A 12867-nucleotide genomic window follows, 5' to 3' on the forward strand; every position below is an offset into this window, starting at 1 on the left:
CCCCAAGCATAGTCAAATCTTTACTTAATGGTCAGGGCTTCCAGTTTGCCGCTGTTGCCATACACATAAATCGAGTCACCCACCACCAGCGGACGGGCACGCAGGCCGTCGCTGTCGATGCGCTCGCGGCCGACGAAACGACCGTCCACCTGGCTCAGCAGGTGCAGGTAGCCTTCCATATCACCGACTGCAACATAGCTGGAAAACACTTCCGGAGCCGACAGTTGACGACGGGCCAGCGAATCGTTGCTCCACAAGGCTGTGGTGGAACGTTCGTCGACGCCTTCAACGGTGCCCGAAGACAGGCTCACGTATACGCTGCCAAAACCTTGGGCGACGCCGGCATAGCTGGAAGCATCACGCTGCCAGAGCTGACGACCGCTTTCCAGATCCAGTGCCGCAACGCGACCCTGGTAGCTGGCGACATACAGCGTACCGCCGGACAGCAGCAAGCCGCCGTCGATATCAACCACACGTTCCAGTTCCGAACGGCCTTGTGGAATCGCGACCCGTTGTTCCCACACCGGCACGCCGTTGGAAATATCGAGAGCGACCACTTTACCGGTCGACAGGCCAGCCACCGCGAGGCGGTTGGTAACGATCGGTGCACTGGTGCCGCGCAAGGTCAGGACCGCAGGGGTGCTGTCATACAACCAGCGCTGGTTGCCGGTAGCGGCATCCAGACCGATCAGACGGTCGTCCTGAGTCTGAACCACCACAACGTCACCGTTGTTGGCCGGCGGTGCGAGGACTTCGCTGGACACGCGAGCGCGCCATTTCTCTTCACCGTTGATCGCATCCAGGGCAACGATTTCGCCCTTGATGGTACCGAACATGACCAGACCGTAACCCACGCCAACGGCGCCGGAAACAGGCAGTTCAAGGTCCTTCTTCCATTTGACGTCGCCGTTGCTGCGATCCAGCGCCATCACCACGCCAGTGACGTCGGCGGCATAAATGGTATCGCCTTCGATCGCCGGAACCAGCATGTTGTAGGTTTCGCCCTGACCGTCACCGATCGAACGACTCCACTGCTTTTGCAGAACCACTTCTTCCTTGAAGTCGGTCAACTCGGCCGGTGGCAATTCTTTTTTGCTGTTGCTGCTGCAACCCGCGGCCAAAATGGCCAGAGCCAGCAATGCTGCATGTTTCCAACGGATCACGTCACGCATCCCCTTTGGCCAGGTCGTCCAGCTTGATTTGTAGGCCACCGACCGCCGCTTCATCCGACAGTGCCGCCTTGGCTTTTTGATACGCCGCGTTTGCTTCGTCAGTACGACCCAGCTGCACCAGCAGGTCGCCCTTGAGTTCTTCGCGAGTGGCCAGGAATGCCTTGTCGGCATCGCCTTCGAGCAGCTTCAGGGCTTCATCGACCTTGTTCTGCGCGGCCAGCACCTGCGCCAGACGCTGACGGGCGATTTCGCCCAGCGCCGGGTTGGCCGGTTTGGCAACGATGGCTTTCAGCTCGGTGGCCGCGTCGTCCAGCTTGCCGCTGTCGACCGCGACTTTCGCCACGAACAGGCTGCCGTACTGCGCATAGGCGCTACCGCCGAACTCGCTGTTGAGCTTGCCGGCCAGGTCAGAAACGCGGGCGGCATCAGGCTTGCCGTCAGGCGTCAGCGTGGTTTCGAGCAATTGCTGATAGAGAATCGAGGCGCCTTGCGACTGATTGCTCTGATACTTCTGAAAGGCCTGCCAGCCGAACACGATGACCAGCGCCAACAGGCCGCCAGTGACCAGGGGCTTGCCGTTGCGTGTCCACCAGTCCTTTAAATCCGCCAGGTTTTCGTCTTCGGTACTCGACACCCCAATACTCCTTAATCGCTAAATCGGCTGTTTATGACAGCTTCAACCCTGCACGACGCAGGTGGCCAGGTGTGCAGCAAGCGCATCCCAGGCAATGCTTTGTTGTTCGCCCTGGCCACGCAGGGGTTTGAAACCTACCACTTGCTGGGCCATTTCGTCGTCACCGAGGATCAGCGCATACAACGCACCGCTCTTGTCGGCCTTCTTGAACTGGCTTTTGAAGCTGCCGGCGCCGGCATTGACTTGCAGGCGCAGGTTGGGCAATTCATCACGAACGCGTTCACTCAGGGTCAGACCGGCCAGCTCGGCAGCTTCACCGAAGGCGCAGAGGTAGACGTCGACCTGACGGGAGATCTCTTGCGGGATCTGCTCCAGGGTTTCAAGCAACAGCACCAGGCGCTCGATACCCATGGCGAAACCAACGCCGGGGGTCGGCTTGCCGCCCATCTGCTCCACCAGACCGTCGTAACGACCACCGGCACACACGGTGCCCTGAGCGCCCAACTTGTCGGTGACCCATTCGAAAACGGTCTTGCTGTAGTAATCCAGCCCGCGAACCAGCTTCGGGTTGATCACGTAAGGAATGCCGGCGGCGTCCAGGCGAGCCTTCAGGCCCTCGAAGTGCACGCGGGATTCTTCGTCGAGGTAGTCGGCCATTTTCGGCGCGTCGACCAGGACCGCTTGAGTGTCGGCGTTCTTGGTATCAAGCACCCGCAAAGGGTTGGTCTTCAGACGGCGCTGGCTGTCTTCGTCCAGCTTGTCCAGGTGAGCGGACAGGAATTCGACCAGCGCTTCGCGATAACGACCACGGGATTCGCTGGTGCCCAGGCTGTTAAGTTCGAGCTTGACCGCATCACGGATGCCCAGCTCGCCCCACAGGCGCCAGGTCAGGATGATCAGCTCGGCGTCGATGTCCGGACCGTCGAGGTTGAACACCTCTACTCCGATCTGGTGAAACTGGCGATAGCGGCCTTTCTGCGGACGTTCGTGGCGGAACATCGGGCCGATGTACCAGAGTTTCTGCACCTGGCCACCGCCGGTGATGCCGTGCTCGAGCACCGCACGCACGCAGGCCGCTGTGCCTTCAGGGCGCAGGGTCAGGGAATCGCCGTTGCGGTCGTCGAAGGTGTACATCTCTTTTTCGACAATGTCGGTCACTTCACCGATGGAGCGTTTGAACAGCTCGGTGAACTCGACGATCGGCATGCGGATCTGCTTGTAACCGTAGTTATCCAGCAGACGCGAGACGGTGCCCTCGAAATGACGCCACAGGGGCGTCTGTTCGGGCAGGATGTCGTTCATGCCACGAATGGCTTGCAGAGACTTGCTCACTATAAATCCTTAAATTCGTTCGGCTCTTCAGTCGGGCTCAGCCGCGGGCGATAACTGCCGCGTCGGCTTCGACCTTTTCGGCCGCTTTCTGGCGGATCAAGCGTTCAAGCTCATCCACCAGATTGTCATTCGTCAGTTTCTGCGACGGCTTGCCGTCGATGTAAATCAGGTTGGGCGTGCCACCGGTCAAGCCGATATGGGCTTCCTTGGCTTCGCCCGGCCCGTTGACCACGCAACCGATGACCGCGACATCCAGCGGCACCAGCAGATCTTCGAGGCGCCCTTCCAGTTCGTTCATGGTCTTGACCACATCGAAGTTCTGCCTCGAGCAGCTCGGGCAGGCGATGAAGTTGATGCCACGGGAACGCAGGTGCAGGGATTTGAGAATGTCGTAGCCGACTTTCACTTCCTCGACCGGGTCGGCCGCCAACGAGATGCGAATAGTATCGCCAATCCCTTCGGCGAGCAGCATACCGAGGCCCACGGCGGATTTCACTGTGCCTGAGCGCAAACCACCGGCTTCGGTGATGCCCAGGTGCAGCGGCTGGACGATTTCCTTGGCTAGCAGGCGGTAGGCGGCGACGGCCATGAACACGTCGGAGGCCTTCACGCTGACCTTGAAGTCCTGGAAATTCAGGCGTTCGAGGTGCTCGACGTGACGCAGGGCCGACTCGACCAGCGCGGCCGGGGTCGGCTCGCCGTATTTCTTTTGCAGGTCTTTTTCCAGGGAACCGGCGTTGACGCCGATGCGGATCGGAATCCCGCGATCACGGGCGGCATCGACCACCGCACGCACGCGGTCTTCACGACCGATGTTGCCCGGGTTGATGCGCAGGCAGTCAACGCCCAGCTCGGCTACCCGCAAAGCGATCTTGTAGTCGAAGTGGATGTCGGCCACCAACGGCACTTTGACCAATTGCTTGATCTTGCCGAAGGCTTCGGCGGCGTCCATGTCCGGCACGGAAATGCGCACGATATCGACGCCAGCGGCTTCCAGACGATTGATCTGGGCCACGGTGGCGGCCACGTCATTGGTATCGCTGTTGGTCATGCTCTGAACAGCGATGGGCGCATCGCCGCCAACGGGCACGTTACCGACCCAGATCTTGCGGGATTCGCGACGTTTGATTGGAGATTCGCCGTGCATGACTTATTGACCCAACTTCAGGCGAGCAGTCTCGCCACTGGTGAACGGAGCGACATCGACCGCCTGCCCGTTGTAGCTGACCTGCGCGCCACGGGCAAAGCCCAGACGTACGGCAAAGGGCGGCTTGCCGCTGACGGAAACGTTTTCGCCTTTACGCTTGAGACCGCTCAGCAGCACCTTGCCAGTGCCATCAGTTACTTGAGTCCAGCAATCGGCGGTGAACTGCAATTGAACCTGGCCTTGGCCGGCCACCGGAGCAGCGGCTGGAGCGGCTGGAGCGGGAATGGTCGGAGTGACCGATGCGCTTGCAGGCGGGGTCGACACAACAGGCGCAGTCGGCGCTGGCGCAACTGGAGTCGCGACAACGGGCACAGTGCTGTGCGTCGGTGCAGCAGGCGCTGGGGTAGCAGGTGCAGGTGCAGTTGGAGCGGCAGCAGGCGCGGTGGCTTCAGCCTCGGCCGGTGCTTCAGTGGAATTCTCGGCTTGCGGCAACGCGAGCGCGGTGGCGCCGTCAGCCTGACCTTCCGCACCTTCCGCGACGGCCTGGTCTTCCGGCTCGTCCAGCGGATGGATCTGGGTGGTCCCATCAGCGCCTTCGACTTCGACGTGCTCCGGACTCGGGCTGATCAGGTCCTTGGTGCGCAGGGAAGTCTGATCCTGCCACCAGACAAAACCACCACCAATCACTGCAATCAGCAACAGCAGGCTGACAATGCGCAAAATAGTGTGGGAAACCCGAACCGGTTCTTCGATACGGCCCAGGCTGTGGACGTTGCTGCCCTGGGAGTCGGTGCCGGTGGATTGGTCGAACTGCTGCACCAGAACGGTCTGGTCCATGCCCAGCAACTTGGCGTACGCGCGAATATAACCGCGAGCAAAGGTGTGCCCTGGCAGCTTGTCGAACGCGCCGGCTTCCAGGTTGCTCAAGGAATTAACGGTGAGGTTGAGCTTGAGGGCCACTTCGGCCAGCGACCAGCCATTGCTTTCGCGGGCCTGGCGCAAAGTCTCACCGGGGTTAACGCGATTCGCTGCTACAACTTCGGGATGCGCCGCTTTCATCATTGCTCCGACAGGTATTGCTGATATTCCGGCGTACCGGGATAGAGTCGTTTTAGTTGCAGGCCAAAACTGGCGGCCTTGTCGCGATCTTCAAACACTTTTGCCAGCCGAACGCCGAGCAATAGACTACGTGCATTTTGCTCGGTGAGCAGGCTAAAACGATCGTAGTAGTCACGCGCGGGCACATAATGCCTGTCTTCGAAGGACAACTCAGCCATTTCCAGCAATGCACGCGGTTGTTGGCGGTTCAAACGCAGGGCTTTTTCCAGTTGCTGCTGCGCCAGATCACGCTGGCCCAGCTTCGAAGCGGTCATGCCCAGGTTCTCGAACACCCGCGAACGCTCAGGATACAGGGTATCGGCGGCGGCCTGTTCAAAGCGCTCGTAAGCCTCTTTGTAACGTTTTTCTTCGAAAAGAAAGCTGCCGTAGTTGTTCAGGATTCGAGCATCGTCGGGACGGGAAGACAGCGCCTTGCGAAAGTGCTGGTCTGCCAGCTCAGGTTCCATTTCCGCCTGGAACACCAATCCAAGCGCCGCATTGGCATCCGGATCGGAGTCATCCAGATCCAGGGCTTTCTTCAATGGCACTTTCGCCCGCTCGGTCATGCCTTGCTGCAAGTATCCCAAGCCCAGTTGCACGTAGGCATTACGCGCTTCATCGCGACCCTTGCTGGTTTTCATCGGGTTGAAATCGCCCGACAGGACGCAGCCAGCACACAGGCTGGCCAACAGCAAAAGCAGCGCGAAGCGCAGGGACATAGAGATCCTCTCTTGATTTATTTCGCGGCGTTTTGCGCCATATCGTTCTCGGCGCTCAATTCGCGCACGGCGATATAACGTTCGCTGCGACGGGTGCGATCCAGCACCTGCCCTACCAATTGGCCACACGCGGCATCGATGTCTTCACCGCGGGTAGTGCGTACGGTGACATTGAAGCCTGCATGGTGAAGCTGATCCTGGAACCGGCGAATCGCGTTGTTGCTCGGGCGTTCGTAACCGGAATGCGGGAACGGGTTGAACGGAATCAGGTTGATCTTGCACGGGATGTTCTTGAGCAGCTCGATCATCTCGACGGCATGCTCGACCTTGTCATTGATATCTTTCAACAAGGTGTACTCGATGGTCAGCACGCGCTTTTCGCCCAGGGACGACATGTAGCGCTGGCACGACTCGAGCAGCATCTTAAGCGGATATTTCTTGTTGATCGGCACCAATTGGTTACGCAATGCGTCGTTTGGTGCGTGCAGCGACAACGCCAGGGAGACGTCGATGTGCTTGGACAGCTCATCGATCATCGGCACCACGCCCGAAGTGGACAGGGTCACGCGGCGCTTGGAGATCCCGTAGCCCAGGTCATCCATCATCAGATGCATGGCGGCCACGACGTTGTCGAAGTTCAGCAGCGGCTCACCCATGCCCATCATCACCACGTTGGTGATGGCACGGTCGGCGGTCGCCGGGATGCTGCCGAACGATTTATTGGCAATCCACACCTGGCCGATGACTTCGGCGGCGGTGAGGTTGCTGTTGAAACCTTGCTTGCCGGTGGAGCAGAAACTGCAATCCAGGGCACAGCCTGCCTGGGACGAAACGCACAGAGTGCCGCGCTTGCCCTGGGGAATGTAGACGGTCTCGACGCAGCTGCCGGACGCCACGCGCACCACCCACTTACGGGTGCCGTCGGTGGAAATGTCCTCGCTGACGACTTCAGGACCACGAACTTCGGCAATAGCCTTGAGCTTGTCGCGCAAGGCCTTGCTGACGTTCGTCATGGCGTCGAAATCATCGACGCCAAGGTGGTGAATCCATTTCATTACCTGACCGGCACGGAAACGCTTCTCCCCGATTGAGTCGAAGAATTTTTCCATTTCCTGTTGGGTCAGACCCAGCAGGTTAGTTTTTACAGTCGATGTAGTCATGGATTCACCTTCACTCATAAGCCAATGCTTAGCGAGTGGTTACTTCAGTAGCTGCGAAGAAGTACGAGATTTCGCGAGCAGCAGCGGCTTCGGAGTCCGAACCGTGTACAGCGTTGGCGTCGATGGAATCAGCGAAGTCAGCGCGGATGGTGCCGGCAGCAGCTTCTTTAGGGTTGGTAGCGCCCATCAGCTCACGGTTCAGAGCGATAGCGTTTTCGCCTTCCAGAACCTGAACGACAACCGGACCGGAGATCATGAAAGCAACCAGGTCGCCGAAGAAACCACGAGCGCTGTGCTCAGCGTAGAAGCCTTCAGCTTCGGCTTTGGACAGTTGCTTCAGTTTCGAAGCTACAACGCGCAGGCCTGCTTTTTCGAAACGAGTGGTGATCTCGCCGATGACGTTTTTTGCAACAGCGTCAGGCTTGATGATGGAGAAAGTACGTTGAACAGCCATGGTGTAACTCCAGAAACGGTAATTTGCGAAAAATTAAACCCGCGAATTATACGCGGGTTCTTTGGTATTGCCTAACTGCGTACGGCGCAGACTCAGTCTGCTTCTTCGATCCAGGCGGCCTGAATGGCTTCAAGCACCTTCTCGCCACCGCGGGTCGGATCATCACTGAACTCCGGCAATGCCAGCACCCATTTGTGCAGATCGACGAAGTTCACGTAACGCGGGTCCACTTCCGGCTTGGATTCAGCCAGTTGGATCGCGATTTCCAGCACATCAACCCATTTCAGACTCATGTCACTTCCTTGAATCAGTGCGGCGCTTCGGCGGCATGGTTGAGCGAGTATTTCGGAATTTCAACGGTCAGGTCTTCAGTCCCGACTTTTGCCTGACAGGCCAGGCGCGACTGAGCTTCCAGCCCCCAGGCCTTATCAAGATAGTCTTCTTCCAGCTCATCAGCCTCTTCCAGCGAGTCAAAGCCCTCACGGATTAGGCAATGACAAGTGGTGCAGGCACAGACGCCGCCGCAAGCGCTTTCCATCTCGATATGGTGCTCATGCGCCAGTTCGAGGATGGAGATGCCGGGTTCAGCCTCCACAACCATGCCGTCCGGGCAAAACTTCTCGTGTGGCAGAAAAATGACCTGCGGCATCGTTATTCCTCAATCTCATTCAGGTTGCGACCCGCCAGCGCGGCTTTCACCGTCGAATCCAGGCGGCGGGCAGCAAAGGCATCGGTCACTTGCGACAGACGCTTGGTCTGCTGCTCGATGGCGAAACCATCGGTGCCTTTCATCAGTTCGGTCAGTTCCTGCATCTGCAATTCAATGACCATGCGCTCTTCGGCGTCGAGCAAGCGCTCACCGTCGACATCGAGGGCGGCCTGCACCGCTTCGATCAGGCGCTGCGCATCGACCTGCTGCTCGCGCAGTACACGGGCAACCTTGTCGTCGTTGGCGTGCTGGAACGATTCCTTGAGCATCTTGGCGATTTCGCCGTCGGTCAGGCCGTAGGAAGGCTTGACCTGAATGCTCGCCTCGACGCCCGAACCCAACTCGCGAGCCGAAACACTGAGCAGACCGTCGGCATCGACCTGGAACGTCACGCGGATTTTTGCGGCACCGGCGACCATTGCCGGGATACCGCGCAATTCGAAGCGCGCCAGGGAGCGGCAGTCGCTGATCAGCTCACGCTCGCCCTGCAACACGTGAATCGCCATGGCCGACTGGCCATCTTTGTAAGTGGTGAAGTCCTGGGCGCGGGCGACGGGGATGGTGGTGTTGCGTGGAATCACCTTCTCCATCAGCCCGCCCATGGTTTCCAGCCCCAGGGACAACGGAATGACGTCGAGCAAGAGCAATTCGCCGCCATCGCGCTTGTTACCAGCCAATGTATCGGCCTGGATCGCAGCACCGATGGCCACCACTTGATCCGGATCGATTTCAGTCAGCGGCTGGCGACCGAAAGCTTCAGCGACGGCTTCGCGAACGCGAGGTACGCGCGTCGAGCCACCAACCATCACCACGGCGTGCACTTCATCCAGCTCAATGCCGGAATCACGCACCGCGCGGCGGCAAGCTTTAAGGCTGCGGGCAACCATTGGCTCGATCAGCGCATCAAAAGCTTCGCGAGTCAGTTGCGCTTTCCAGTCACCGTAAGCGACTTCAACGGATGAGGCGTTGGTCAGGGCTTCTTTGGCTGCGCAAGCGGATTGCAGCAGATGGCGTTGCGCACCCGGATCGAGGTCGGCGGACAAACCGGCGCTCTCAATGATCCAGCCAGCGATCGCGTGATCAAAGTCATCGCCGCCCAGGGCGCTGTCGCCACCGGTAGCGAGCACTTCAAACACACCGCCGGTCAGGCGCAGGATCGAAATATCGAAGGTACCGCCGCCCAGGTCGTAAATCGCGACCAGGCCTTCGGCGTGTTGATCCAGACCGTACGCCACAGCGGCAGCGGTCGGCTCATTGAGCAAGCGCAGGACGTTCAGACCGGCCAGCTTGGCCGCATCCTTGGTGGCTTGACGCTGAGCATCGTCGAAATAGGCCGGAACGGTGATCACCGCCCCCACCAGTTCACCGCCCAACGCCTCTTCAGCGCGTTGACGCAGCACTTTCAGGATATCGGCAGAGACTTCGACCGGGCTTTTCGGGCCCTGAATCGTGTCGATGAACGGCATGTGCGACTCGCCACCGACAAAGCGGTACGGCAGTTGGTCGCCCAATTGCTTGACGTCGGACAGACCACGACCCATCAAGCGCTTGACCGACAGCACCGTGTTCAAAGGATCGGTCGCGGCCGCCAGCTTGGCGGTCTCGCCGACTTCGACGCGATCGGCGTGGTAGCGCACGGCGGACGGCAGAATGACCTGCCCGTCAGCGTCGGCCAGAGGCTCGGAAAGACCACTGCGCAATGCAGCGACCAGCGAATTGGTAGTGCCCAAGTCGATCCCCACAGCCAGACGACGCTGGTGCGGTTGAGGACTTTGGCCGGGTTCGGCGATCTGCAGTAGGGCCATCGTTATCAGGACTTATCTGTATATCAGGCGTGCGACCGGAGCGGCACTGGGTTAATCGTCGAGGCGCTCTTCTAGCTGGCGCACTTCGTAGGTGAGCTTGTCGAGGAACTGCATGCGTCGCATCAGGCGTTCGGCCTGCTCACGTTGCGCTGCATCATCCCAACAGGCTGCGAAGCTTTCGTTCAGCTCATCCTGAGCGGTCCTCAGGCGACGCTTGAACACTGCAACACCCGCCAGGTCGGCGCTGTCTTGCAGGTCTTCGAGCTCTTCACGCAACTCCATCTGCTGCAGAAGGAACTCCGGATCATGCACCGTGACCTCCAGCGGCAGCTCGCGCCCGCCCATGGCGAGCAGGTATCGCGCGCGCTTCGGGGGACTTTTGAGCGTCTGGTAGGCCTCGTTGAGGCTCGCGGATTGCTCTAGCGCCAGCCGTTGCTCGCGCTCGGAAGCGTCTGCAAAGCGGTCCGGATGAACACCGCGCGCCAACTCACGATAGCGCGTGGCCAACTGATCGAGATCCAGACGGAAGCTCGGCTGCAGTTCAAATAAAGCGAAATGACAAGGAGTACCCACGAGCAGCCTCAGATGTTGAAGCTTTCGCCGCAGCCACATTCACCGCGTACGTTAGGGTTGTTGAACTTGAAGCCTTCGTTCAACCCTTCCTTGACGAAATCGAGTTCGGTGCCGTCCAGGTAGGCCAGGCTTTTCGGGTCGATGATCACTTTCTCGCCGTGACTTTCGAACACCTGATCCTCTGCAACCACCTCGTCGACAAACTCCAGCACGTAGGCAAGGCCGGAACAGCCTGTGGTGCGAACACCCAGACGAATCCCCTCACCTTTGCCGCGCCCGTTGAGGGAGCGTCGCACGTGTTGAGCAGCCGCTTCTGTCATGCTGATAGCCATCGGTGACTCCTTACTCGTCGCTTAATGCTTAGATCAAGCCTTTCTTCTGCTTGTAGTCACGGACGGCCGCTTTGATAGCGTCTTCAGCGAGTACGGAGCAGTGAATTTTTACTGGCGGCAGGGCCAGTTCTTCGGCCAGCTGAGTGTTCTTGATGGTCTCTGCTTCATCCAGAGTCTTGCCTTTCATCCACTCGGTTGCCAGGGAGCTGGAGGCGATTGCCGAACCGCAACCGTAAGTCTTGAACTTGGCGTCTTCGATGATGCCTTGCTCGTTGACCTTGATCTGCAGGCGCATCACGTCGCCGCACGCCGGAGCGCCGACCATGCCGGTGCCGACATCAGGATCTTCCGCGTCCATCTTGCCGACGTTGCGCGGGTTTTCGTAGTGGTCGATGACCTTTTCGCTGTAAGCCATGGTTCTTAATCCTCACTCATCAGAGAGTCGCTCTTGAGCCCTGAAACCTTGGTTTGCAGGGCCGGTTTGCGGCGACTTGAAATCAGTGTGCCGCCCACTCGATTTTCGAAATGTCGACACCGTCTTTGTACATGTCCCACAGCGGCGACAAGGTGCGCAGCTTGGTAACGGCCTCGCAGACTTTCTGCGCGGCGTAGTCGATTTCTTCTTCGGTGGTGAAACGGCCGAAGGTGAAGCGAATCGAGCTGTGTGCCAGTTCGTCGTTGCGGCCCAGGGCGCGCAGTACGTACGAAGGCTCAAGGGAAGCCGAGGTGCAGGCCGAACCGGACGAAACCGCCAGATCCTTGAGCGCCATGATCAGCGACTCGCCTTCAACGTAGTTGAAGCTCAGGTTCAGGTTGTGCGGTACGCGGGCGGTCATGCTGCCGTTGATGTACAGCTCTTCCAGGCCTTCGACCTGTTTGAAGAAACGGTCGCTCAGGGCTTTGATGCGAATGTTCTCGGCCGCCATGTCTTCCTTGGCTACACGGAACGCTTCGCCCATGCCGACGATCTGGTGGGTCGCCAGGGTGCCGGAACGCATGCCACGTTCGTGACCGCCGCCGTGCATGGTCGCTTCGATGCGAACACGCGGCTTGCGGCTGACGTACAGCGCGCCGATGCCTTTAGGGCCGTAGGTTTTGTGGGCGGAGAACGACATCAGGTCGACTTTCAGCTTCTGCAGGTCGATCTCGACCTTGCCAGTGGACTGAGCCGCGTCGACGTGGAACAGAATGCCCTTGGAGCGGGTCAGTTCGCCGATGGCTGCGATGTCGTTGATGGTGCCGATTTCGTTGTTCACGTGCATGACCGAGACCAGGATGGTGTCGTCGCGCAGAGCGGCTTCGATCATCGCTGGTGTAACCAGGCCATCAGTCTGAGGCTCGAGGTAGGTCACTTCGAAACCTTCACGCTCCAGTTGGCGCATGGTGTCGAGGACAGCCTTGTGCTCAATCTTGGTGGTGATCAGGTGTTTGCCTTTGGTCGCGTAGAAATGCGCCGCACCCTTGATTGCCAGGTTGTCGGACTCGGTGGCACCGGAGGTCCAGACGATTTCACGCGGATCGGCGTTGACCAGGTCAGCGACCTGACGGCGAGCGTTTTCGACGGACTCTTCAGCTTTCCAGCCGAACACGTGGGAACGGGACGCCGGGTTACCGAAGTTTCCGTCAACCAGCAGGCATTCACTCATCTTTTGCGCCACACGCGGATCAACCGGGGTGGTTGCAGAGTAATCAAGGTAAATCGGCAATTTCATGGACTATCTCCTAAATCAGG

15 protein-coding genes are annotated in these 12867 nt (G+C 59.2%); all 15 read right to left on the reverse strand.

Going from position 1 to position 12867, the window contains the following annotated elements; translation table 11 throughout:
* Window positions 1-20 precede the first annotated feature (20 nt).
* On the reverse strand, window positions 21-1172 hold the full coding sequence (gene bamB / locus ACA060_RS23410; RefSeq protein WP_497313510.1) for an outer membrane protein assembly factor BamB: 1152 nt from the start codon (window positions 1170-1172) through the stop codon (window positions 21-23).
* Window positions 1165-1806, reverse strand: a complete 642-nt coding sequence (locus ACA060_RS23415; protein ID WP_109634605.1) for a tetratricopeptide repeat protein — start codon at window positions 1804-1806, stop codon at window positions 1165-1167. The genes bamB and ACA060_RS23415 overlap by 8 nt, the downstream gene beginning before the upstream one ends.
* 42 nt (window positions 1807-1848) lie before the next feature.
* Entirely contained in the window at window positions 1849-3138 is a 1290-nt protein-coding gene (gene hisS, locus ACA060_RS23420) for a histidine--tRNA ligase (RefSeq protein ID WP_497313512.1), read from the reverse strand.
* A 37-nt stretch (window positions 3139-3175) separates the two neighbouring features.
* Entirely contained in the window at window positions 3176-4285 is a 1110-nt protein-coding gene (ispG, locus tag ACA060_RS23425; RefSeq protein ID WP_010457850.1) for a flavodoxin-dependent (E)-4-hydroxy-3-methylbut-2-enyl-diphosphate synthase, read from the reverse strand.
* Between the two features lie 3 nt (window positions 4286-4288).
* Window positions 4289-5344: a RodZ domain-containing protein gene (locus ACA060_RS23430; RefSeq protein ID WP_497313514.1), complete on the reverse strand. Its 1056-nt coding sequence runs from the start codon at window positions 5342-5344 to the stop codon at window positions 4289-4291.
* A complete protein-coding gene (gene pilW / locus ACA060_RS23435; RefSeq protein WP_497313516.1) occupies window positions 5344-6102 on the reverse strand; it encodes a type IV pilus biogenesis/stability protein PilW in 759 nt (252 codons plus the stop codon). The genes ACA060_RS23430 and pilW overlap by 1 nt, the downstream gene beginning before the upstream one ends.
* A gap of 17 nt (window positions 6103-6119) precedes the next feature.
* Window positions 6120-7262, reverse strand: coding sequence for a dual-specificity RNA methyltransferase RlmN (gene rlmN / locus ACA060_RS23440; protein ID WP_007948172.1), 1143 nt, complete (start codon window positions 7260-7262; stop codon window positions 6120-6122).
* Between the two features lie 28 nt (window positions 7263-7290).
* Window positions 7291-7716: a nucleoside-diphosphate kinase gene (gene ndk, locus ACA060_RS23445; RefSeq protein WP_007916882.1), complete on the reverse strand. Its 426-nt coding sequence runs from the start codon at window positions 7714-7716 to the stop codon at window positions 7291-7293.
* A gap of 92 nt (window positions 7717-7808) precedes the next feature.
* Window positions 7809-8009, reverse strand: coding sequence for a Fe-S cluster assembly protein IscX (gene iscX / locus ACA060_RS23450; RefSeq protein ID WP_017340315.1), 201 nt, complete (start codon window positions 8007-8009; stop codon window positions 7809-7811).
* 14 nt (window positions 8010-8023) lie between these two features.
* Window positions 8024-8365, reverse strand: a complete 342-nt coding sequence (gene fdx, locus ACA060_RS23455; protein WP_109634612.1) for an ISC system 2Fe-2S type ferredoxin — start codon at window positions 8363-8365, stop codon at window positions 8024-8026.
* A gap of 2 nt (window positions 8366-8367) precedes the next feature.
* Complete coding sequence (gene hscA / locus ACA060_RS23460; protein WP_497313519.1) at window positions 8368-10230, reverse strand: Fe-S protein assembly chaperone HscA; 1863 nt, start codon at window positions 10228-10230, stop codon at window positions 8368-8370.
* A 51-nt stretch (window positions 10231-10281) separates the two neighbouring features.
* Window positions 10282-10803, reverse strand: coding sequence for a co-chaperone HscB (gene hscB / locus ACA060_RS23465; RefSeq protein ID WP_497313521.1), 522 nt, complete (start codon window positions 10801-10803; stop codon window positions 10282-10284).
* Between the two features lie 8 nt (window positions 10804-10811).
* Window positions 10812-11135, reverse strand: a complete 324-nt coding sequence (gene iscA, locus ACA060_RS23470) for an iron-sulfur cluster assembly protein IscA (protein WP_007903589.1) — start codon at window positions 11133-11135, stop codon at window positions 10812-10814.
* Window positions 11136-11163: 28 nt separating this feature from the next.
* Window positions 11164-11550: a Fe-S cluster assembly scaffold IscU gene (iscU, locus tag ACA060_RS23475; protein WP_003443374.1), complete on the reverse strand. Its 387-nt coding sequence runs from the start codon at window positions 11548-11550 to the stop codon at window positions 11164-11166.
* Window positions 11551-11632: 82 nt separating this feature from the next.
* On the reverse strand, window positions 11633-12847 hold the full coding sequence (locus ACA060_RS23480) for an IscS subfamily cysteine desulfurase (protein WP_010457878.1): 1215 nt from the start codon (window positions 12845-12847) through the stop codon (window positions 11633-11635).
* Window positions 12848-12867: the final 20 nt, after the last annotated feature.

The sequence above is a fragment of the Pseudomonas sp. LBUM1671 genome (assembly GCF_059695685.1).

What these genes read in the sequence shown, in the direction of transcription:
- iscX (WP_017340315.1), bottom strand. Translation starts at nt 8,009, where the DNA reads ATGAGTCTGAAATGGGTTGATGTGCTGGAAATCGCGATCCAACTGGCT.
- ACA060_RS23430 (WP_497313514.1), bottom strand. Translation starts at nt 5,344, where the DNA reads ATGAAAGCGGCGCATCCCGAAGTTGTAGCAGCGAATCGCGTTAACCCC.
- rlmN (WP_007948172.1), bottom strand. Translation starts at nt 7,262, where the DNA reads ATGACTACATCGACTGTAAAAACTAACCTGCTGGGTCTGACCCAACAG.
- ispG (WP_010457850.1), bottom strand. Translation starts at nt 4,285, where the DNA reads ATGCACGGCGAATCTCCAATCAAACGTCGCGAATCCCGCAAGATCTGG.
- iscA (WP_007903589.1), bottom strand. Translation starts at nt 11,135, where the DNA reads ATGGCTATCAGCATGACAGAAGCGGCTGCTCAACACGTGCGACGCTCC.
- iscU (WP_003443374.1), bottom strand. Translation starts at nt 11,550, where the DNA reads ATGGCTTACAGCGAAAAGGTCATCGACCACTACGAAAACCCGCGCAAC.
- fdx (WP_109634612.1), bottom strand. Translation starts at nt 8,365, where the DNA reads ATGCCGCAGGTCATTTTTCTGCCACACGAGAAGTTTTGCCCGGACGGC.
- ACA060_RS23480 (WP_010457878.1), bottom strand. Translation starts at nt 12,847, where the DNA reads ATGAAATTGCCGATTTACCTTGATTACTCTGCAACCACCCCGGTTGAT.
- hscA (WP_497313519.1), bottom strand. Translation starts at nt 10,230, where the DNA reads ATGGCCCTACTGCAGATCGCCGAACCCGGCCAAAGTCCTCAACCGCAC.
- ndk (WP_007916882.1), bottom strand. Translation starts at nt 7,716, where the DNA reads ATGGCTGTTCAACGTACTTTCTCCATCATCAAGCCTGACGCTGTTGCA.
- bamB (WP_497313510.1), bottom strand. Translation starts at nt 1,172, where the DNA reads ATGCGTGACGTGATCCGTTGGAAACATGCAGCATTGCTGGCTCTGGCC.
- pilW (WP_497313516.1), bottom strand. Translation starts at nt 6,102, where the DNA reads ATGTCCCTGCGCTTCGCGCTGCTTTTGCTGTTGGCCAGCCTGTGTGCT.